This window comes from Pseudomonas sp. P106(2024) (assembly GCF_057480815.1).
This window is the reverse complement of sequence record NZ_JBLIYU010000016.1, coordinates 41,102-60,802: the sequence shown is the minus strand read 5'-3', so window position 1 is coordinate 60,802 and position 19,701 is coordinate 41,102. Positions and strand designations below refer to the sequence as shown.

General features: G+C 65.4%; 18 protein-coding genes and 1 pseudogene. 9 read left to right on the top strand and 10 right to left on the bottom strand.

Translation table 11 applies throughout. The features are described from left to right. Positions 1 to 59: 59 nt before the first annotated feature. Together AC25M7_RS21395 and dkgB are read right to left on the bottom strand one after the other, a co-directional pair. The gene (locus tag AC25M7_RS21395) at positions 60 to 1,241 is read right to left on the bottom strand and encodes an MFS transporter (RefSeq protein ID WP_036986217.1); all 1,182 of its coding nucleotides are present in this window, start codon (positions 1,239 to 1,241) and stop codon (positions 60 to 62) included. A gap of 56 nt (positions 1,242 to 1,297) precedes the next feature. Beyond that, a complete protein-coding gene (gene dkgB, locus AC25M7_RS21390) occupies positions 1,298 to 2,101 on the bottom strand; it encodes a 2,5-didehydrogluconate reductase DkgB (protein ID WP_028691441.1) in 804 nt (267 codons plus the stop codon). Positions 2,102 to 2,410: 309 nt separating this feature from the next. Between dkgB and AC25M7_RS21385 the strand changes: the two genes are divergently transcribed. Further along, positions 2,411 to 3,271, top strand: coding sequence for an AraC family transcriptional regulator (locus AC25M7_RS21385; protein ID WP_062574440.1), 861 nt, complete (start codon positions 2,411 to 2,413; stop codon positions 3,269 to 3,271). 65 nt (positions 3,272 to 3,336) lie between these two features. Here the strand turns inward: AC25M7_RS21385 and AC25M7_RS21380 are convergent, their stop codons facing one another. Then, the gene (locus AC25M7_RS21380) at positions 3,337 to 3,831 is read right to left on the bottom strand and encodes a DUF934 domain-containing protein (protein ID WP_028691443.1); all 495 of its coding nucleotides are present in this window, start codon (positions 3,829 to 3,831) and stop codon (positions 3,337 to 3,339) included. Next, positions 3,815 to 5,467 (bottom strand): nitrite/sulfite reductase, encoded by a 1,653-nt coding sequence (locus tag AC25M7_RS21375; RefSeq protein ID WP_062360993.1) that lies wholly within the window; start codon positions 5,465 to 5,467, stop codon positions 3,815 to 3,817. The genes AC25M7_RS21380 and AC25M7_RS21375 overlap by 17 nt, the downstream gene beginning before the upstream one ends. A gap of 217 nt (positions 5,468 to 5,684) precedes the next feature. On the opposite strand from AC25M7_RS21375, the gene AC25M7_RS21370 reads away from it, so the two are divergent. After that, complete coding sequence (locus AC25M7_RS21370) at positions 5,685 to 6,761, top strand: ABC transporter substrate-binding protein (protein ID WP_207852323.1); 1,077 nt, start codon at positions 5,685 to 5,687, stop codon at positions 6,759 to 6,761. Between the two features lie 340 nt (positions 6,762 to 7,101). Here AC25M7_RS21370 and AC25M7_RS21365 read toward each other — a convergent pair whose 3' ends face one another. Then, entirely contained in the window at positions 7,102 to 7,320 is a 219-nt protein-coding gene (locus AC25M7_RS21365; RefSeq protein WP_028691446.1) for a DUF2970 domain-containing protein, read from the bottom strand. A 45-nt stretch (positions 7,321 to 7,365) separates the two neighbouring features. Then, positions 7,366 to 8,307, bottom strand: coding sequence for a LysR family transcriptional regulator (locus AC25M7_RS21360; RefSeq protein WP_028691447.1), 942 nt, complete (start codon positions 8,305 to 8,307; stop codon positions 7,366 to 7,368). A 140-nt stretch (positions 8,308 to 8,447) separates the two neighbouring features. Between AC25M7_RS21360 and AC25M7_RS21355 the strand changes: the two genes are divergently transcribed. Further along, positions 8,448 to 9,677: an acyl-CoA dehydrogenase gene (locus AC25M7_RS21355; protein WP_486971437.1), complete on the top strand. Its 1,230-nt coding sequence runs from the start codon at positions 8,448 to 8,450 to the stop codon at positions 9,675 to 9,677. A 120-nt stretch (positions 9,678 to 9,797) separates the two neighbouring features. Next, positions 9,798 to 9,947, top strand: a pseudogene (locus AC25M7_RS21350) (SPFH domain-containing protein); the annotation flags it as partial. 268 nt (positions 9,948 to 10,215) lie between these two features. Here AC25M7_RS21350 and AC25M7_RS21345 read toward each other — a convergent pair. Further along, a complete protein-coding gene (locus tag AC25M7_RS21345; protein ID WP_028691450.1) occupies positions 10,216 to 11,628 on the bottom strand; it encodes a purine-cytosine permease family protein in 1,413 nt (470 codons plus the stop codon). Positions 11,629 to 12,021: 393 nt separating this feature from the next. Between AC25M7_RS21345 and AC25M7_RS21340 the strand changes: the two genes are divergently transcribed. Next, positions 12,022 to 12,447 carry a GTP pyrophosphokinase gene (locus tag AC25M7_RS21340; RefSeq protein WP_028691451.1) on the top strand — a complete coding sequence of 142 codons (426 nt, stop codon included), beginning with the start codon at positions 12,022 to 12,024 and terminating at the stop codon, positions 12,445 to 12,447. A 6-nt stretch (positions 12,448 to 12,453) separates the two neighbouring features. Here AC25M7_RS21340 and AC25M7_RS21335 read toward each other — a convergent pair whose 3' ends face one another. The 3 genes from AC25M7_RS21335 to AC25M7_RS21325 all read right to left on the bottom strand — a co-directional run bounded on the left by AC25M7_RS21335 (position 12,454) and on the right by AC25M7_RS21325 (position 14,707). After that, positions 12,454 to 13,143, bottom strand: coding sequence for an endonuclease (locus tag AC25M7_RS21335; RefSeq protein WP_028691452.1), 690 nt, complete (start codon positions 13,141 to 13,143; stop codon positions 12,454 to 12,456). 6 nt (positions 13,144 to 13,149) lie between these two features. Further along, positions 13,150 to 13,392: a DUF1654 domain-containing protein gene (locus tag AC25M7_RS21330; protein ID WP_028691453.1), complete on the bottom strand. Its 243-nt coding sequence runs from the start codon at positions 13,390 to 13,392 to the stop codon at positions 13,150 to 13,152. Between the two features lie 226 nt (positions 13,393 to 13,618). Then, positions 13,619 to 14,707, bottom strand: a complete 1,089-nt coding sequence (locus AC25M7_RS21325) for an asparaginase (RefSeq protein WP_028691454.1) — start codon at positions 14,705 to 14,707, stop codon at positions 13,619 to 13,621. A gap of 340 nt (positions 14,708 to 15,047) precedes the next feature. Between AC25M7_RS21325 and AC25M7_RS21320 the strand changes: the two genes are divergently transcribed. From AC25M7_RS21320 to AC25M7_RS21305, 4 genes are all read left to right on the top strand, one after another. Further along, positions 15,048 to 15,995, top strand: a complete 948-nt coding sequence (locus AC25M7_RS21320) for a substrate-binding domain-containing protein (protein ID WP_486971436.1) — start codon at positions 15,048 to 15,050, stop codon at positions 15,993 to 15,995. Between the two features lie 131 nt (positions 15,996 to 16,126). Beyond that, entirely contained in the window at positions 16,127 to 17,680 is a 1,554-nt protein-coding gene (locus tag AC25M7_RS21315; protein WP_028691456.1) for a sugar ABC transporter ATP-binding protein, read from the top strand. Further along, positions 17,677 to 18,669, top strand: a complete 993-nt coding sequence (locus AC25M7_RS21310; RefSeq protein WP_028691457.1) for an ABC transporter permease — start codon at positions 17,677 to 17,679, stop codon at positions 18,667 to 18,669. Before AC25M7_RS21315 ends, AC25M7_RS21310 begins: the two co-directional genes overlap by 4 nt. Before the next feature lie 4 nt (positions 18,670 to 18,673). Further along, positions 18,674 to 19,699: a LacI family DNA-binding transcriptional regulator gene (locus tag AC25M7_RS21305; protein ID WP_062361001.1), complete on the top strand. Its 1,026-nt coding sequence runs from the start codon at positions 18,674 to 18,676 to the stop codon at positions 19,697 to 19,699. The last annotated feature ends 2 nt before the right edge of the window (positions 19,700 to 19,701 follow it).

Below are 19,701 nucleotides of genomic sequence, written 5' to 3'. Positions count from 1 at the left end.
CTGCACGCATCACCCAGGGTATGAGTGATAGCGGAGCCGACCCGCTGCGGCGACAGCGATCAGGCAGTGCTGCCCAATGCCTGGTCGCTGGCCTTGCCGCGCCCGCCCAGCCACACCAGCAGCAAGCCGGTCGCGGCCAGCAGGCCACCGGCCATTGGCACCGCCGCATAGCCCAGGTCCAGGCTGATCACCGCGCCACCCAGGGCGGCGCCGACGGCATTGCCCAGGTTGAACGCACCCACGTTGATCGATGAGGCCAGCCCCGGCGCCTCGGCGGCGGCGGTCATCACCCGCATCTGCAGCGGCGGCACCACGGCGAAGGTGAACACACCCCACACCAGCAGCGCCAGCGCGGCGCCGACATGGCTGCCCAGCACCAGCGGCATCAGCAGCATGATCGCCGCCAGCGCGCCGAGGAAGATCCGCGCGGCGCCGTCCAGCGACCAGTCGGCCAGCTTGCCGCCCAGGCTGTTGCCGAGGGTGAAGCCGACGCCGATCAGCACCAGGCCGAGGGTGACGAAACTGTCGGAGGCACCGGTCAGTTCGGCCAGCACCGGGGCGACATAGGTGTACAGGGTGAACATGGCGCCGGCACCCAGGACCGTGGTGGCCATGGCCAGCAGCACGTTGGGGCGGGCAATCACCGCCAGTTCCTTGCGCACATGGGGCACGCTGCCGCGCTCGCCCTTGGGCAGGGCGTACCACAGCGCCGCGATGGCCAGCACGCCGAGCACCGCGGTGCCAGCGAAGGCCATGCGCCAGCCGACCTGCTGGCCGAGCCAGGTGGCGGCCGGCACGCCGCCGATATTGGCGATGGTCAGGCCCATGAACATGGTGGCCACGGCACTGGCCTGCTTGTCCCGGGGCACCACGCTGGCGGCCACCACCGCGCCCAGGCCGAAGAAGGCGCCATGGTTGAGGCTGGTGATCAGGCGTGAAAGGAGCAGGGTGTAGTAGTCCGGCGACAGGGCCGAGAGCAGGTTGCCGAGGGTGAAGATGCCCATCAGCATCATCAGTGCGGCGCGCTTGCCGAAGCGGCTGAACAGCAACGTCATGATCGGCGCGCCGACCATCACGCCGATGGCGTAGGCGGTGATCAGCATGCCCGCGCTGGGAATGCTGGCGCCGACACCATCGGCGATCACCGGCAACAGGCCCATGGGCGTGAACTCGGTGGTGCCGATGCCGAAGGCGCCGATGGCCAGGGCGAACAGCACCCGTTTGGGGGAAAGCGTGCTCATTGGGAGCTCCGAAAAAGCGGTTGAGAACGGGGGTGGGCTTCCATGCCCGGTGCAGATCAGTCCCAGTTCGGCGCCAGGCCGTCCGGGCTGACTTCGCGGCCGTTGCGTTCCAGGGTGGCGATGCGCGCCATGTCGTCGGCGTCCAGGCGCAGGCTTTGGGCAAGCAGGTTGCTGGCCAGGTTCTCACGCTTGGTGGACGACGGGATCACCGCGTAGCCCAGTTGCAAGGCCCAGGCCAGGGCCACCTGGGCCACGGTGGCCTTGTGCTTGGCGGCGATCTGCGCCAGCAGCGGATCCTTCAGCACCTTGCCGTAGGCCAGGGTCATGTAGGAGGTGGTGGTGATGCCCTGCTCCTGGAGGAAGGCAGTCAGCTTGCGGTTCTGCAGGTACGGGCTGAGCTCGATCTGGTTGGTGGCGATCTCGCCCTGGCCGACCACGGCGATGGCCTGGCGGGTCAGCTCGATGTTGAAGTTGGAGATGCCGATCTGGCGGGTAAGACCCTGGTGCTTGGCCTCGGCCAGGGCCTGCATGTATTCGGGCAGCTCGACGCCGTTGCCTGGTGCCGGCCAGTGGATCAGCAGCAGGTCGACATGGTCGGTGCGCAGCTTGGCCAGGCTCTCGCGCAGGCTGGGGATGAGCTTGTCGGCGGCGTAGTGGTCGACCCAGATCTTGGTGGTGATGAACAGCTGGTCGCGCGGCACACCGCTTTCGGCAATGGCTTGGCCGACTTCGGCCTCGTTCTTGTAGATCTGCGCGGTGTCGATGGCGCGGTAGCCCAGCTCCAGCGCCGACTTGACCGAATCGATGACGGCCTGGCCGGTGAGGCGGAAGGTGCCCAGGCCGAAGGAAGGAATGCTCATGGATCTGCTCCTGTCGAGTGAGGGGATCGAAGCCCGGACAGTGGGGTGCGGGTTCGAACGAGTGAGCGCAGTTTGCGCCGTTCGGCGGGATTGATTAAGACGCCGGTGAGTCAAGGTCCTTTGACTTGGAGTCATGAATGGGAGGGTGGGTTGTGATTGGTGGCTAGGCAATAGGGGTATCAAGCAGGGGGATGCATCCGGCATCATGGCAAACCTGCAGGTGGTTGTGATTGAGCAAATGCGGCTAGGCAGGCCCGAGCGCGGATCGACGAAGCTGTGGCCTGCCGTATTTCCAGGAGCACACTGACCTTGCCCGTCAACGTTCATTACAAGACCCGCTTCGACGCCGTGCTCGCCTATATCCAGGACAACCTGGAAGGCGACCTGTCGGTGGAGGCCCTGAGCGCGGTGGCGCACTTTTCGGTGTTCCACTTCCATCGCCAGTTCAGCGCCTATGTGGGCGTGCCGGTTGCCCGCTACGTGCAACTGATGCGACTGCGTCGCGCGGCCCAGCGGCTGCTCGGCCAGCCAGGCCACTCGGTGCTGGCGGTGGCGCTGGAGGCGGGCTTCGAAAGCCCGGAAGCGTTCAGCCGGGCGTTCCGCCGGGCCTTCGGGCATGCGCCCAGCGCGTTCCGCCGCCGGCCTGACTGGCAGGTATGGAATACGGTGTTTGCCATTCCTCATTTTTCCAGGAGCATCACCATGCAGGTACGAATCGTCGATTTCGCCGCCGTGCGCCTTGCGGCGCTCGAGCACCGTGGGCCGGCCAATCGGGTCAGCGAGACCGTGCGCCACTTCATCGACTGGCGCATGAGCAGCGGGCAGTCGCCCGTGGCCAGCAGCCGCAGCTTCGGCATTCCCTACAACAACCCGGACACCACGGCGCCGGAAGACTTCCGCTTCGCCATCTGCGGGGAAATCCACGAGGCGGTGGCGCCGAACGCCCAGGGCGTGCGGGAGTCGAGCCTGCCCGCCGGACGCTGCGCGGTGGTGCGGCATGTCGGCTCGCCGGACCATATCGGCGAGACGATCTATCCGCTCTACCGCGACTGGCTGCCGGCCAGTGGCGAGGAATTGCGCGATCATCCGTTGTTCTTCCATTACCTGAGCATCTACCCGCAGACGCCGCTGGAGCAGTGGCAGACCGATATCTACGTGCCGTTGCGCTAAAGCACGGTCGGCCCCAAACGCAACAGCCCGCCGATTGGCGGGCTGTTGCGTAGGGCCAGGAGCGATCAGCGGCGGCGGAACAGCGGCAGCGGCTCGTCAGTGGCGCCCTGGTAGGTCACCGAGAAGTCCTTCAGGCTCTGCAGCGCGTCTTCCGGGTCCTTGTCGGCACGGATGGCGAACGCGTCGAAGCCACAGCGGGCCATGTAGAACAGCTGGTCGCGCAGCACGTCGCCGATGGCGCGCAGCTCGCCCTTGAACTTGTAGCGGTCACGCAGCAGGCGCGCGTTGGAGTAGTTGCGCCCGTCGGTGAAGGCCGGGAAGTTCAGAGCGATGACCTGGAAGTGCTCGACGTCTTCGCCGATTTCCTCGGCTTCCTCGTCGCTGTCCAGCCAGATGCCCAGGCCGCCGTCGCGGGCCTTGAGCAGGCTCGGATGGTCACGCCACAGCTGCAGCGGCACGATGTAGTCGTCGCAGTTGGTCAGCTCGTCGATCGAGACGTCCTTGGGCAGCAGGTGCCAGGTTTCGTCGACGATCTGGTTGTTCTTAATGATTCGCTGCATAGACGCGTTCCTTGAAGGGGTCGATGCCGATCCGCTGGTAGGTGTCGATGAAGCGCTCGTCTTCGGTGCGCTGCTCGACGTACACATTGATCAGCTTCTCGATCACGTCGGCCATGTCGTCCTGGGCGAAGGAGGGGCCGAGGATCTTGCCCAGGCTCGCGTCGCGTGCGGCATTGCCACCCAGCGAGACCTGGTAGAACTCCTCGCCCTTCTTGTCCACGCCAAGGATGCCGATGTGGCCGACGTGGTGGTGGCCGCAGGCGTTCATGCAGCCGGAGATGTTCAGGTCGAGCTCGCCGATGTCGAACAGGTAGTCCAGGTCGTCGAAGCGGCGCTGGATGGACTCGGCGATCGGGATCGACTTGGCGTTGGCCAGCGAGCAGAAATCCCCGCCCGGGCAGCAGATGATGTCGGTCAGCAGGCCAATGTTCGGGGTGGCGAAGCCTTGCTCGCGCAGTTCCAGCCACAGCGCGTGCAGCTGGCGCTGCTCGACGTCGGCGAGGATGATGTTCTGCTCGTGGGAGGTGCGCAGGAAACCGAAGCTGTAGCGCTCGGCGAAGTCCGCGACGGCGTCGAGCTGCTTGTCGGTCAGGTCGCCCGGGGCGACGCCGGTGGGCTTGAGCGACAGGGTCACGGCGACGTAGCCCGGCTTCTTGTGCGCGCGGGTGTTGCGCGAGCGCCAGCGGGCGAAGCCTGGGTGCTCGGCGTCCAGGGCGCTGTAGTCGACGTTGTCGAGGGCCAGGTACTCGGGGTCGACGAAGTGGCGGGCAACGCGCTGCACCTCGTCCTCGGTCAGGGTGGTGCTGCCACCGCGCAGGTGGGCCATCTCGGCCTCGACCTTCTCGGCGAACACTTCCGGGGTGAGGGCCTTGACCAGGATCTTGATTCGCGCCTTGTACTTGTTGTCACGGCGGCCGTAACGGTTGTACACGCGCAGGATGGCATCCAGGTAGCTGAGCAGGTCCTGCCAGGGCAGGAACTCGTTGATGAACGAGCCGATCACCGGGGTGCGGCCCAGGCCGCCGCCGACCAGCACGCGGAAGCCCAGCTCACCGGCGGCGTTGCGCACCGGCTCCAGGCCGATGTCGTGCACTTCGATGGCGGCGCGGTCGTCGCTGGAGCCGTTCACGGCAATCTTGAACTTGCGCGGCAGGTAGGCGAATTCCGGGTGGAAGGTGGTCCACTGGCGGACGATCTCGCACCACGGGCGCGGATCCACCAGCTCGTCGGCGGCGACACCGGCGAACTGGTCGGTGGTGACGTTGCGCAGGCAGTTGCCGCTGGTCTGGATCGCGTGCATCTGCACGGTGGCCAGTTCAGCCAGGATTTCCGGGATGTCTTCCAGCGCCGGCCAGTTGTACTGCACGTTCTGGCGGGTGCTGATGTGCGCGTAACCCTTGTCGTAGTCGCGGGCGATCTTCGCCAGCATGCGGGCCTGGCGGGCGTTCAGCTGGCCATAGGGCACGGCGACACGCAGCATCGGCGCGAAACGTTGGATATACAGGCCGTTCTGCAGGCGCAGAGGGCGGAATTCTTCTTCGCTCAGCTCACCGGCCAGGTAGCGGCGGGTCTGATCACGGAACTGCTTGACGCGGTCCTCGATGATCCGCTGATCGTACTCGTCGTATACGTACATATAAGTCCTGTCTCAGGCTAGCATGCAGCTAATCGCGCGCACGGCCGCGCACTCCAGGTCGGAGCCGAGGCACGATAGCAGAGTGGGTTTATGCGCTAAAGTGATGTTTTTGCATATGAAAAGAACCATTTGGACTAAGTGAGACTGACTGGCATTTGTCCGCGCCGGTACATCGCGGCGCTATAATCCGGGGTTTGCTCCGCAGGGAAGTATCAGCATGCTCAAGGCCTTGTGCCAGAGCCTGTGCCTGAGCCTGCCACTGGCAGCGAGCGCACAGGCAGCGTCCGTGGTGTTCCTCAACCCGGGCTATTCCAATGAGACGTTCTGGGTCGATTATTCGCGCTTCATGCAGGCCGCCGCCCAGGACCTGGGCATGGCCTTGCGCGTGCAGTACAGCGAGCGCCGTGCCGACCTCGCGCTGACCCAGGCCCGCGAAGTGCTGCAAGGACCGCAGCGCCCGGACTACCTGGTGCTGGTCAACGAGCAGTATGTCGCGCCAGAGATCATCCGCCTGTCACGGGGCACCGGGGTCAAGCTCTTTCTGGTCAACAACGGCCTCACCGACAGCCAGGCGCACAGCGTCCAGGCACAGCCCGACAAGTATCCTGAAGTGCTCGGCACCCTGGTCAGCAACGACGAGGCGGCCGGTTACCAGATGCTCAAGGCGATGGTGGCGCAGGTGCCGACTGACGCAGGGCCGGTTGACCTGCTGGCCTTCGCCGGGATAAAGACCACGCCCGCCTCGCAATTGCGGGTGCAGGGCATGCGCCGGGCGCTGGCGGAGTCCCCCCAGGTGCGCCTGCGCCAGGTGGTGTATGGCGGCTGGCGCCGCGAACGCGCCTTCGAGCAGGCGCAGATGCTGCTGGAGCGCTACCCCGACACGCGCCTGGTGTGGTCGGCCAACGACCAGATGGCGTTCGGCGCCATGCAAGCGTTCGAGGCCCTGGGCAAGGTGCCGGGGCGCGATGCCCTGTTCAGCGCGGTCAACAGCTCGCCCGAGGCCCTGCGGGCGCGGATCGACGGGCGTCTGAGCGTGCTGATGGGCGGGCATTTCACCCTCGGCGGCTGGGCCATGGTCATGTTGCATGATGATGCCCAGGGGTTGGCAGTGGGGCGCGACGGCCAGCGGGAACATAGCGTGCCGGCCTTGCAACTGATCGACGCGGACAAGGCCCGGCGCTGGCTCAAGCTGCTGGAACAGGACAACCACGGCATCGACTTCCACCGCTTCAGTGCCGAGGGCAGGCCGACGGACTTTCGCTACCCCTTTCTCACGTCACCCGTCGACTACTGAAAACCCCTGCTTGAGGGAAGGGCATTGCTGGACTTAACTGCTGCTTGTGAAGTGCATTCCCATAACCACTACAAGAGGCAATGCAATGGGAAACTCTACCAAGGTCCGCAAAGCTGACAGCAGTGTCGATGCTTGGGCGATCCTGTGTCTGATCGTGCTGGTGGTGGTCACTGCGGTGTATTGGGTCAGCCATCAGTAGCCAGTAGCGCAAAACTGCTCGAGACCGTGAGTAACACCTGAACCGCCCGCGGAAGGGATATCCGCGGGCGGGTTGCGTTTGGGCCAGCTAATGCATACCCCCTGTAGGAGCGGCCTTGTGCAGGGGCTGGCCCTGGCGCGGCTAGCGCGCCGTCAGGTGCAGCGCCAGCTGCACCAGGCCAATCAGCACGAAGATGAAGATCAGCGTGAACAGCGTTCCCATCACGATGAAATGGCTGGCCTTGCCGTAGGTGAAGTCGCGCGCGCGGTTCTTGCCGCTCTGCACGCCGAAGGCGGCGGCGAGGATGCTTTGCAGCATCTGCCAGAAGGTCGGTGGCTTGCCGTGTTGGTGGTCGTCCATGAGTGGCTCCCGGGTTCAGAGGCAATCCCCCACAGTGTAGGCGACTCAGGCCGAGGCCATGGACGAATCCGCCTGCTCCTGCTCATCCTGGGCCACCACCCGCTCGCACAGCTCGATGATCTGCTCGCGCATCCAGCGGTTGGCCGGGTCCTGGTCGGTGCTTTCGTGCCAGTACAGGTGGGTCTCCAGCGCCGGCACCTCCACCGGCAGCGGCTGGTGACGCAGCTGATGACGGCGGGCGAAGCGCTCGGGCACGGTCATGACCATGTCGGTCTGCTGCAGCACCTGCGAAGCCATCAGGTAGTGCTGCGAGCGCAGCGCGACACGGCGCTGCACGCCCATCTTGCCCAGGGCCAGGTCGACATAGCCCAAGCCGTTGCGGCGGCTGGAAATATGGATGTGGGTCATGGCCAGGTAGCTGTCCAGGGTCAGCTTGCCGTCGGCCTGCGGATGGCCGGGGCGCATGGCGCAGACGTAGCGGTCCTGCATCAGCTTGACGTGGCGCACTTGTGGGTCGGTATTCAGCGGCGCGTCGACGGCGAAGTCCAGGCGCCCGGCGGCCAGTTCCTTGGTGGTCTCGCGGCGCTTGCACAGGAAGCTCTCGATCACCAGTGCCGGGGCCAGGCGGCGCAGGCGCTGGAACAACGGCGGCAGGATCACCGCCTCGGTGAGGTCGGTCATGCTGATGCGAAAAGTCTTGCTGGCCTGCAGCGGGGTGAAGATGCGGCTTTCCTGCACCGAGGTGCGCAGCAGCGACAACGCGTTGCGCACCGGGCCGATGATGTTCTGCGCCATGGGCGTGGGCACCATGCCCTGGGCGGTGCGCACGAACAGCGGATCGTTGAAGGTCTCGCGCAGGCGCGACAGGGCGTTGGACACCGCCGGCTGGGTGATGCCGACGATCTGCCCGGCGCGGGTCAGGTTGGCTTCGGTGTAGATGGCGTCGAAGACGATGAACAGGTTGAGGTCGACCTTGCTGAGGTTCATGGGCGCCGCTCTTTGTTGGAATTATCGGGTGATCATATATTGGTTATGAATGTTTATACACGTAGAAAATAGACTAGGTGGATGAAGGGTGGCTGTTCTAGGCTCAGGCCCATGTTCTTCATTGACTGAAGGTAGCCCCGATGGATTTCGCCTATTCGCCCAAGGTCCAGGCACTGCGCGAGCGCGTCAGCGCATTCATGGATGCATACGTCTACCCGGCCGAGCCGGTGTTCGAGCGCCAGGTCGCCGAGGGCGACCGCTGGCAGCCCACCGCGATCGTCGAGGAACTCAAGGCCAAGGCCCGCGCCGAGGGGCTGTGGAACCTGTTCCTGCCGGAATCGGAGTACGGCGCAGGGCTGACCAACCTCGAATACGCGCCACTGGCCGAGATCATGGGCCGCTCGCTGCTGGGGCCCGAGCCGTTCAACTGCTCGGCGCCGGATACCGGCAACATGGAAGTGCTGGTGCGCTACGGCAGCGAGGCGCAGAAACGCCAGTGGCTCGAGCCGCTGCTGCGCGGCGAGATCCGCTCGGCGTTCGCCATGACCGAGCCGGACGTGGCCTCCTCGGACGCCACCAACATGGCCGCCACCGCCGTGCGCGACGGTGACGAATGGGTGATCAATGGCCGCAAGTGGTGGACCTCCGGCGCCTGCGACCCGCGCTGCAAGGTGATGATCTTCATGGGCCTGTCCAACCCGGACGCCCAGCGCCACCAGCAGCACTCGATGATCCTGGTGCCCACCGACGCGCCCGGGGTGAAGATCGTCCGCCCGCTGCCGGTGTTCGGCTACGACGACGCGCCCCACGGCCATGCCGAGGTACTGTTCGAGAACGTGCGCGTGCCTTATGAAAACGTGCTCCTGGGTGAGGGCCGCGGCTTCGAAATCGCCCAGGGCCGCCTCGGCCCAGGCCGGATCCACCACTGCATGCGCTCGATCGGCATGGCCGAACGCGCCCTGGAGCTGATGTGCAAGCGCTCGGTCGAGCGCACCGCCTTCGGCCGGCCCCTGGCGCGGCTGGGCGGCAACGTCGACAAGATCGCCGACTCGCGGATGGAGATCGACATGGCCCGCCTGCTGACCCTCAAGGCCGCCTACATGATGGACACCGTCGGCAACAAGGTGGCGCGCAGCGAGATCGCCCAGATCAAGGTGGTGGCGCCGAATGTTGCGCTGAAGGTGATCGACCGGGCCATCCAGATTCATGGCGGGGCCGGGGTGAGCGGTGATTTCCCGCTGGCGTACATGTATGCGATGCAACGCACCCTGCGCCTGGCCGACGGACCGGATGAAGTGCACCGGGCGGCGATCGGCAAGTATGAGATTGGCAAGTATGTGCCCAAGGAGATGTTGCGCAGCGGACACTGAAGAACATCGTGAACCGCCCGCTCAGGTTCGGCTGCACGCCTGAACGGGCTCACCCTCGGCGCCATCGCTGCCGTGTTCAACGAAGTGTTCTTCTACAACGAAGCGGGCCAGATGACCCACGCCAACGCAGCAGACCAGGCGCCGGTGCCCAGCGTGATGATGGGAGGCTCCGACGCTGGGCTTGGGCGTCAGGACGAGATGGGCAAACTGATGAGCGTGCTCGCGACCAAGGCGGCGAAGGATCTGGTGCTGGACCTCAAGACGCCTTGAGTAAAAATCTGGCCACCGGTCCCCGCATTGGTACCTGAAACTCCCAAGGCGGGGCTGGCTTGTCGGACCGGGAAGTCGGGGGCTGGCAATTTTTGCATGGGACACTCCTTGTGCGGGAAGTGCGCATGCTCGCCAAGGTGTTTTGCCTGAAGTAGTCAGCTGGGTCCGCTTGCGATGTAGGACGTTTCTTGATGAGCCTTGAGTAGGCCTGGCAAGGGCAGAAGACCCGCCGTGGCGGGTCTTCCTGTCGATCATCAGCCCGGCGGATTCAGACCCCCGCCGCCAGCTTTGCACTCACCTGGCGACGGCGATATGCGCTGTCGCGAGTGGCCAGCCACCAGTACAGCGGCGAGGTGATCGCCAGCCCCACCAGCCACGACAGGTCGGCGCCATTGATGTGTACGGATACCGGCCCGACATACAGCGGCGTGTTCATGAACGGGATCTGCACCGCGATGCCCACCGCGTAGGCGATCAGCGCCTGTGGGTTGTAGCGGCCGTAGATGCCGCCGTCGACCTTGAAGATCGAGTCGATGTCGTAGTCGCCCTTGTGAATGACATAGAAGTCGATCAGGTTGATCGCCGTCCACGGCACCAGCACCACCAGCAACACCAGCACCATGTCGACGAAGTGGCCGATGAAGTCCGCCGAGGCGAACACCGCCACCACACAGCAGGCGGCCAGGACGATCAGCGACAGCACGGCGCGGCTCTTGGCGGTGGGGATCCAGCGGTAGGCGAAGGTCTGCACCAGGGTGATGATCGACAGCACCGCACCGTACAGGTTGAGGGCGTTGTGGCTGATCACGCTGAGCAGGAACAGCACCAGCATCAGCGGGCCAAGGGTGCCGGTGGCGAGCTTGACCGCGTCCATGGTGTCCATCCCGGCCGGGATCGCCAGCACCGCGACCGCGCCGAAGATGAACGACAGGCTCGAGCCCAGGGCCGAGCCCAGGTAGGTGGTCCAGAAGGTCGAGGACACCTTGACGTCGGCCGGCAGGTAGCGCGAGTAGTCCGAAACGTAGGGCGCGAAGGCGATTTGCCACAGCGCCGCCAGCGACACGGTGGCCAGCCAGCCGGCCAGGTTGAAGCCGCCGCGGGTGAGGAAGTCGTCGCTCTGCACATGGCTGAAGATGTAGCCGAAGCCGACCACGATGCCGATGCCCAGCACCCAGGTGCCGATGCGGTTGAGCACGTGGATGAAGCGGTAGCCGATGATGCCGATGATGCCCGAGCCCAGGGCGCCGATGACGATGCCCACCGGCACCGGCACGCTGTCGACCACGCCGTGCAGCGACTTGCCGGCCAACACGATGTTGGAGGCGAAGAAGCCGATGTACATGACCCCGGCGATCACCACCACCAGCAGGGCGCCGAGCGAGCCGAACTGGGCACGGCTCTGGATCATCTGCGGGATGCCCATCTGCGGGCCCTGGGCCGAGTGCAGGGCCATGAGCACACCGCCGACCAGGTGGCCGACGAGGATGGCGACGATGCCCCAGACCAGATTGAGGTGGAACAGCTGCACGCCCAGCGCGCCGGTGACGATGGGCAACGGCGCGATATTGCCGCCGAACCACAGTGTGAACAGATCCCTTACCTTTCCATGGCGGTCTTGCGGCGGCACGTAGCCGATTGTGTGTTTCTCGATGAGGGGTGCCGAATTGGCTGCACTGGTCATGACTGACTCCAAGGCAAGGTGGGGCATCGGGGGAAGCCCGGGTGCGTGCCGGCAAGGGGCGACGCGTTCTTGTTGGAGCGATGATGCGGGGTGGGCGGGTATCGAGAAATTAGTAAATTTGTGCTCATGAACCTTAAAAAACCTAAGGCTGGCAAAAGGTTAAGCGGGGGACGGCAGCAAGGAGGATGCCAGGTGGCCGGAGGCCTTGGCGGGCGGGGGCTGCACAGCGCCTTCGGGTCGTGAAAGGTCCATTGTGGTGCGCGCTGCGCAATAACCTGGCACTGGCTGCGTGGGTGATCACGCGGCACGTCCGCTCCCGTTGGCAGTCCGCTGCAGTGAGGGCGCACAGCGGCTATGCTGTCTAGTGCGGGGGTTCAAAGAGGGGATGACTTCATGGCGACGCTGGAGCGGGCCATCGCGATGGCCATCAAGGCACATGAAGGGCAGTTCGACAAAGGCGGTGCGGCGTACATCCTCCACCCGCTGCGGGTGATGGAGCGAGTGATCACCCCGGAACAGCGCATCGTCGCGGTGCTGCACGACGTGCTGGAAGACACCCCGCTGACCCTGTCCGACCTCGCCCGCGAAGGTTTCCCGCTGAAGATCCTCGCCGCGCTGCTGGCGCTGAGCCGTCGCGAAGGGGAGAGCTACGAGGCCTTCGTCATCCGACTTGGCGTCGACCCCCTGGCGCGCCAGGTCAAGCTCGCCGACCTGGCCGACAACAGCGACCTCTCGCGCATTGCCCATCCTGGCCCGGCCGACCTGGCCCGGCTGTCCCGCTACCGTGAGGCCAGCGCCTACCTGCAGACGCTGGCCTGACCCTGCTCAGCCACAGGCCTTGAGATTGACCGGCCCGACGAACTCGTTGCCACGGCCCATCACGCATGCCACCTGCTGGTTGCGCTGCAGCTCCCAGGCCTGTGGCGGGTAGGTCTTGTTCCAGGCCTCGAACAGCTGGCGGTCCTGCTTGGACAGCCTCAGGTCATACTGCTTGCTCATATAGAAGTAGGTGCGCGCGATCATCCCGCGGATCGATGGGCGCGGCATGACCTTCTTGGCCTTGAAGTCGACCTGGGTCAGGCAGCTGCCGTACTGGCCATGCTGCTCGGGCAGCCAGCCGAAGCTGAAGTTGCTGCGGTCGCCGTTGACCTCGCCAATGCTCGGCACCAGGTTGTGCAGGTCGGCCTCGGCGCGCTGGTAGACCTTGTCGTGGCGCGAGCAGTTCTTGCGCCCGCCATCCTGCCAGCACTGGCGCTGGTGGCCGATCTGCCAGGCCGGGACGATGTGCTCCCATTCGATGCGCGAGGCGCGGTTGAGGTTTTTGCGCGGCGCGTAGCCGCAGGAGGCCAGGTCGACCTTGTTGCCCTTGTACTTGCAGCCGCAATAAAACTCCGTGGACTGCGGCGCGTACAGCTTCCAGGCGACCTTCTTGGCCTCCTGGAAGGTGCGCGGGGCGTCGGCGTGGGCGAGGGGGGCAAGCAGCAGCAGGCAGGCGGCGAAAAGCGAAACTCTCATGCGCGGTCAGTCTTCCTTCGGCACGGTCCAGAAAATCTGTACGCCGCCATCGTCGCGGTGGGCGAGGGTGACGTTGTCGTTCTCGGCGATTTCCTCAAGCAGGGTTGCCCAGTCGTCGGGCGACTCATGCTCCAGGCGGAAGATCAAGGCGGCGCGGCTGCGCTGGGCGGTGGGGCTGTTGATGATCTTCTGGATGCGCTGACCCAGGAGTTCATAACTGCTTGGCGACGCGGAGGCGGGTTTGGCCACGGGGCTGTTCCTTGTTTTGCTGTATGTGCATACAGTATTTCACTGTAAGCCGTTTCGCAACAGCAGGTAGGATGAAAGCCGTATAAGACCGTGGTAGAGGGATTGGTTCCATCGAAAGCATCGCGGGGCAAGCCCGCTCCCACAAAGTCGTTGCAGACTTGTGGAAGCGGGCTTGCCCCGCGATAGGGCCGCTATGTTCAACACACCAGCCCGAGGCGCAGGCCGATCAATATTCCCAGAAGATCCGCTGCAGCTCCTTGCTGTCCTGGGTCTTGGTCATCGCGACCATCGCCAGGATCCGCGCCTTCTGCGGGTTCAGGTCGTGGGCCACGACCCAGTCGTTCTTGTCGTCAGGCTGTTCGGCGTTGCGCAGCACGAAGCCGCCCTGGTTGACGTGGGACGAACGGATGATCTGCACGCCGTCCTTGCGCAGCTCCTGCAGCGCCGGTACGACGCGCGACGATACCGAGCCATTGCCGGTGCCGGCGTGGATGATCGCCTTGGCGCCACCCTGGGCCAGCGCCTTGTAGGCGGTGTCGGTCACGTTGCCGTAGCCGTAGGCAATGTCCACGGCCGGCAGCTTGCTGATGGTCTTGATGTCGAACTCGGAGTTGACCGTGTGGCGCTTGGCCGGCAGGCGGAAGAAGTACGACTTGCCTTCCACCACCATGCCCAATGGGCCCCACTGGCTCTTGAAGGCTTCGGTCTTGATGTTGACCGCCTTGCTCACGTCACGACCGGACTGGATCTCGTCGTTCATGGTCACCAGCACGCCCTTGCCGCGGGCGTCCTTGCTGCTGGCCACGGCCACGGCGTTGTACAGGTTGAGCATGCCGTCGGCGGACATCGCGGTGCCCGGGCGCATCGAGCCGACCACGATGATCGGCTTGTCGGTCTTTTCCACCAGGTTGAGGAAGTAGGCGGTTTCTTCCAGGGTGTCGGTGCCGTGGGTGATGACGATGCCATCGACGTCCTTGCTGTCGGCCAGTTCGGCGACACGCTTGCCCAGCTTGAGCAGGTCGTCGTTGCCGATGCTCTCCGAGGCGATCTGCATCACCTGCTCACCGCGCACGTTGGCCAGGTCCTGCAGCTCCGGCACGCCGGCGATCAGCTTGTCGATGCCCAGCTTGGCGGCCTGGTAGGTGGCGCTGTTGGCGGCACTGGCGCCGGCGCCGGCGATGGTGCCGCCGGTGGCCAGGATCACCACGTTGGCAAGTTTCTGTTGTTGCGCGGCTTCCTTGGCGGAAACGGTGGTCGGCAGTACCAGTAGCAGCGCCAGGGCGCTCGGTGCGAAGGTCTTGATAGCGGTTTTCATCATTTCTGCTTCTCTCTTCCTGGAGGAGATGTGCGTTATGTCGCACTGGGATAAGGCAGATTTCGTACCAGCAACTACCGTTCGTCGAATTTCATCTTGAAACCCCTGTTTTGACTGGGGGTACTCGAATCGACCGCAGGGTCAGGAAGGTAGTCTTTGTTCGGCTGGCCGAATTTATGTAGGAAAAATGTTCGGTTTTTCGGATGGATTGCGGATAATCCGACGCGTGGAGCTGTGGCTGCCTACGCAATGGATTTGACAAAACCTACGGCTGTTTCCATAGTTGATCACCGCAAACGTTTGCGATCCGATAAAAACCACAAGATTCGGAGTCATTTCCATGAAACTGCCGTTCCCCGGCCGTCCACTGGCCCTCGCCGTTTTCTCCTCGCTGATCTTCGCCCTCTCCACTGCCCACGCCGAGGAAGCGCCCAAGGTCGCCCTGGTGATGAAATCCCTCGCCAACGAGTTCTTCCGCACCATGGAGGACGGCGCCAAGGCCTACCAGAAAGAGCACCCGAACGATTTCACCCTGGTGGCAAACGGCATCAAGGACGAGACCGACACCGGCAACCAGATCCGCATCGTCGAGCAGATGATCGCCACCGGCGCCAATGCCCTGGTCATCGCCCCGGCCGACTCCAAGGCGCTGGTGCCAGTGATCAAGAAGGCCATGGACGCCGGCATCACCGTGATCAACATCGACAACCGTCTCGACCCTGCCGTGCTCAAGAGCAAGGGCATCAGCGTGCCGTTCGTGGGCCCGGACAACCGCAAGGGCGCGCGCCTGGTCGGCGACTACCTGGCCCAGCAGAAGCTCAAGGCCGGCGATCAGGTCGGCATCATCGAAGGCGTGCCGACCACCACCAACGCCCAGCAGCGCACCGCCGGCTTCAAGGACGCCATGGAAGCCGCGCAGATGAAGATCGTCTCGGTGCAGTCGGGCAACTGGGAGATCGACAAGGGCAACGCCGTGGCCGCCTCGATGCTCAACGAATACCCCGAGCTGAAGGCGCTGCTTGCCGGCAATGACAGCATGGCCCTGGGGGCCGTCTCGGCCGTGCGCGCCGCCGGCAAGACCGGCCAGGTGCAGGTGGTCGGCTACGACAACATCAACGCCATCAAACCGATGCTCAAGGATGGCCGTGTGCTCGCCACCCTCGACCAGGCGGCCAGCCAGCAGGCGGTGTTCGGCATCCAGGCGGCGCTGAAGATGCTCAAGGGCGAGCAGCCGGGCGTGGATGCCGACAATGTCATCCAGACGCCGGTCGAGATGATTACCCAGTGATGTTGTGATCCCTGTAGGAGCAGGCTTGCCCCGTGATCACCGGCCTGACCGGTGCCATGCGCCGCGTCGACGGCTTCGCAGGGCAAGCCCGCGCCTACCGGGGTGTTGTGCCAACCTAGGAGAGTATGGCCATGTCAGTATCGGCCAATGAAACCGTGCTAGCCGTCAGCGGTCTGGGCAAGACCTACGCCCAGCCCGTGCTCGGCGACGTCACCCTCGAGCTGCGCGGCGGCGAGGTGCTGGCCCTGACCGGCGAGAACGGCGCGGGCAAGTCGACCCTGTCCAAGCTGATCAGCGGCCTGGAGATCCCCACCACCGGGCAGATGCGCTATCGCGGCCAGCCCTACAGCCCCGGCAACCGCGCCGAGGCCGAGCGCCTTGGCGTGCGCATGGTGATGCAGGAGCTCAACCTGCTGCCCACCCTGACCGTGGCCGAGAACCTGTTCCTCGACAACCTGCCCAGCCGCCTCGGCTGGGTCAGCCAGAAGCGCCTGCGCCAGCTGGCCAGCGCGGCCATGGCCCAGGTCGGCCTGGACGCCATCGACCCGGACACCCCTGTGGGCGAGCTGGGCATCGGCCACCAGCAGATGGTCGAGATCGCCCGCAACCTGATCGGCGACTGCCATGTGCTGATCTTCGACGAACCCACGGCCATGCTCACCGCCCGCGAGGTGGAGCTGTTGTTCACCCAGATCGAGCGCCTGCGCCAGCGCGGCGTGGCCATCGTCTATATCTCCCATCGCCTCGAAGAGCTGCAACGCGTGGCCCAGCGCATCGCCGTGCTGCGCGACGGCAAGCTGGTGTGCGCCGAGCCGATCCAGCGCTACAACAGCGAGCAACTGGTCAACCTGATGGTCGGTCGCGAGCTGGGCGAGCATATCGACCTCGGCCAGCGCAGCATCGGCGCGCCGCTGCTCAAGGTCGACAAGCTCAGCCGTGGCGACAAAGTGCGCGAGGTGTCGTTCGAGGTCAGGGCAGGGGAGATCTTCGGCATCTCCGGCCTGATCGGCGCCGGGCGCACCGAGTTGCTGCGCCTGATCTACGGCGCCGACCGCGCCGACAGCGGCCAGGTCGCCCTCGGCCAGCCGCCGGTGCCGGTGGTCATCGATTCGCCCAAGGCCGCGGTCAAGGCCGGCATTGCGCTGATCACCGAGGACCGTAAGGGCGAAGGCCTGCTGCTGAGCCAGTCGATCAGCGCCAACATCGCCTTGGGCAACCTCGGTGCCGTGTCCCGCGCCGGCGTGCTCGACCGCGACGCCGAGCGCGCGCTGGCCGAGCGCCAGATCGGCGCCATGCGCATCCGCAGTGCCAGCCCTGCCCAAGCCGTGGGCGAGCTGTCCGGCGGCAACCAGCAGAAGGTGGTGATCGGCCGCTGGCTGGAGCGCAACTGCCAGGTGCTGCTGTTCGACGAGCCCACCCGCGGTATCGACGTCGGCGCCAAGTTCGACATTTATGGCCTGCTCGCCGAGCTCGCCCGCCAGGGCAAGGCCATCGTCGTGGTGTCCAGCGACCTGCGCGAGCTGATGCTGATCTGCGACCGTATTGCCGTGCTCAGCGCCGGCCGTCTGATCGACACCTTCGACCGTGATCACTGGACCCAGGACCAACTGCTTGCCGCCGCCTTCGCCGGCTACCAGAAACGTGATGCCCTGCTGCACGACGCAGCCCCCAGGATGGACGCATGAAAACCACAACAAATACATCGGGCGCCGCGCCCGTGCGCCGCAGCGGCACCTATTTCGGCCTGGGCACCTACCTGGGCCTGGCCGGCGCCTTGCTGGCGATGATCGTGCTGTTCTCGATGCTGAGCAGCCACTTCCTGTCCTACGCCACCTTCAGCACCCTGGCCAACCAGATCCCCGACCTGATGGTGCTGGCGGTGGGCATGACCTTCGTCCTGATCATCGGCGGCATCGACCTGTCGGTGGGCTCGGTGCTGGCCCTGGCCGCCTCGACGGTCAGCGTGGCGATCCTCGGCTGGGGCTGGAGCGTGCTGCCTGCCGCGCTGCTGGGCATGGCCGTGGCCGCGTTGGCCGGCACCGTCACCGGCAGCATCACTGTGGCCTGGCGCATCCCTTCGTTCATCGTCTCGCTGGGCGTGCTGGAGATGGCCCGTGGCCTGGCCTACCAGTTCACCGACTCGCGTACCGCCTACATCGGCGACGCCTTTGCGTGGTTCTCCAACCCCATCGCCTTCGGCATCTCGCCGGCCTTCATCATCGCCTTGCTGGTGATCGTTGCCGCCCAGCTGGTGCTGACCCGCACCGTGTTCGGCCGCTACCTGATCGGCATCGGCACCAATGAAGAGGCCGTGCGCCTGGCCGGCATCGACCCGCGTCCGTACAAGATCCTGGTATTCGCCCTGATGGGCGTGCTCGCCGGCCTCGCCGCGCTGTTCCAGATCTCCCGTCTGGAAGCCGCCGATCCCAACGCCGGCTCCGGCCTCGAGCTGCAGGTGATCGCCGCCGTGGTGATCGGCGGCACCAGCCTGATGGGAGGCCGCGGCTCGGTCATCAGCACCTTCTTCGGCGTGCTGATCATTTCGGTGCTGGCCGCAGGCTTGGCCCAGATCGGCGCTTCGGAGCCGACCAAACGCATCATCACCGGGGCGGTGATCGTCATCGCCGTGGTACTCGACACTTACCGCAGCCGGCGCGCGAACCGGCGGAACTGAAACCATGGCAACCATCAAAGACGTCGCGGCACTGGCGGGGATTTCCTACACCACCGTGTCCCATGTACTGAACAAGACCCGCCCGGTCAGCGAGCACGTGCGCCTGAAGGTCGAGGCGGCGATCGCCGAGCTCGACTACGTGCCCAGCGCCGTGGCCCGCTCGCTCAAGGCGCGCAGCACCGCCACCATCGGCCTGCTGGTGCCCAACAGCGTCAACCCGTACTTTGCCGAGTTGGCCCGGGGCATCGAGGACGCCTGCGAGCGCAATGGCTACTGCGTGATTCTGTGCAACTCCGACGACGACCCGCAGAAGCAGCGCAGCTACCTGCGTGTGTTGCTGGAAAAGCGCATCGACGGGCTGATCGTCGCCTCGGTGGGCGAGGACCAGGACCTGCTCGACAGCCTCAGCGGCGTGCGCACGCCGATGGTCATCGTCGACCGCGCCCTGGACGGCGTCGAGGCCGACCTGGTGCGCATCGACCACGAGCAGGGCGCCTACCTGGCCACCCGCCACCTGCTGGAGCTGGGTCACCGCGAGATCGCCACCATCGGCGGCCCGGTGGACACCGGTGTCAGCCAGCTGCGCATGGCCGGTTTCCGCCGGGCGATGGCCGAGGCCGGCGTGCGCGTTGCCCCCGGCCATGTGCTGCACAGCGACTTCACCAGCCCTGGCGGGCATGCCGCCGCGGCGCGCCTGCTCGACGGCGAGCGGCCCACGGCGATCTTCGCCGGTAACGACATGATCGGCTTCGGCGTGTTGCGCGCCGCCGCCGAGCGCAACATCGACGTGCCCGGCGAGCTGTCGGTGATCGGCTTCGACGATATCGAGCTGAGCCGCTATGTGTACCCGGCGCTGACCACGGTCGGCCAGTCGATCCGTGAACTGGGCGAGAGCGCCGCCGGCCTGTTGCTGTCGCGCATCGTCACGCCACGGCGCGAAGGCGGCGCCGAGCAGCGCATCGTCGCCCCGCGCATCGTTTTGCGTGAATCCACCGGGCCGCGCCCGGACCTGTTCAACGATTACCGTTAAGG

Excerpts from the sequence above, each read along its gene's own strand:
- AC25M7_RS21365 (WP_028691446.1), bottom strand. The coding sequence starts at position 7,320 with ATGGACGACCACCAACACGGCAAGCCACCGACCTTCTGGCAGATGCTG.
- AC25M7_RS21325 (WP_028691454.1), bottom strand. The coding sequence starts at position 14,707 with ATGAAAACCGCTATCAAGACCTTCGCACCGAGCGCCCTGGCGCTGCTA.
- dkgB (WP_028691441.1), bottom strand. The coding sequence starts at position 2,101 with ATGAGCATTCCTTCCTTCGGCCTGGGCACCTTCCGCCTCACCGGCCAG.
- AC25M7_RS21320 (WP_486971436.1), top strand. The coding sequence starts at position 15,048 with ATGAAACTGCCGTTCCCCGGCCGTCCACTGGCCCTCGCCGTTTTCTCC.
- AC25M7_RS21315 (WP_028691456.1), top strand. The coding sequence starts at position 16,127 with ATGTCAGTATCGGCCAATGAAACCGTGCTAGCCGTCAGCGGTCTGGGC.
- AC25M7_RS21310 (WP_028691457.1), top strand. The coding sequence starts at position 17,677 with ATGAAAACCACAACAAATACATCGGGCGCCGCGCCCGTGCGCCGCAGC.
- AC25M7_RS21355 (WP_486971437.1), top strand. The coding sequence starts at position 8,448 with ATGGATTTCGCCTATTCGCCCAAGGTCCAGGCACTGCGCGAGCGCGTC.
- AC25M7_RS21375 (WP_062360993.1), bottom strand. The coding sequence starts at position 5,467 with ATGTACGTATACGACGAGTACGATCAGCGGATCATCGAGGACCGCGTC.
- AC25M7_RS21345 (WP_028691450.1), bottom strand. The coding sequence starts at position 11,628 with ATGACCAGTGCAGCCAATTCGGCACCCCTCATCGAGAAACACACAATC.
- AC25M7_RS21380 (WP_028691443.1), bottom strand. The coding sequence starts at position 3,831 with ATGCAGCGAATCATTAAGAACAACCAGATCGTCGACGAAACCTGGCAC.
- AC25M7_RS21305 (WP_062361001.1), top strand. The coding sequence starts at position 18,674 with ATGGCAACCATCAAAGACGTCGCGGCACTGGCGGGGATTTCCTACACC.
- AC25M7_RS21340 (WP_028691451.1), top strand. The coding sequence starts at position 12,022 with ATGGCGACGCTGGAGCGGGCCATCGCGATGGCCATCAAGGCACATGAA.
- AC25M7_RS21360 (WP_028691447.1), bottom strand. The coding sequence starts at position 8,307 with ATGAACCTCAGCAAGGTCGACCTCAACCTGTTCATCGTCTTCGACGCC.
- AC25M7_RS21370 (WP_207852323.1), top strand. The coding sequence starts at position 5,685 with ATGCTCAAGGCCTTGTGCCAGAGCCTGTGCCTGAGCCTGCCACTGGCA.
- AC25M7_RS21335 (WP_028691452.1), bottom strand. The coding sequence starts at position 13,143 with ATGAGAGTTTCGCTTTTCGCCGCCTGCCTGCTGCTGCTTGCCCCCCTC.
- AC25M7_RS21395 (WP_036986217.1), bottom strand. The coding sequence starts at position 1,241 with ATGAGCACGCTTTCCCCCAAACGGGTGCTGTTCGCCCTGGCCATCGGC.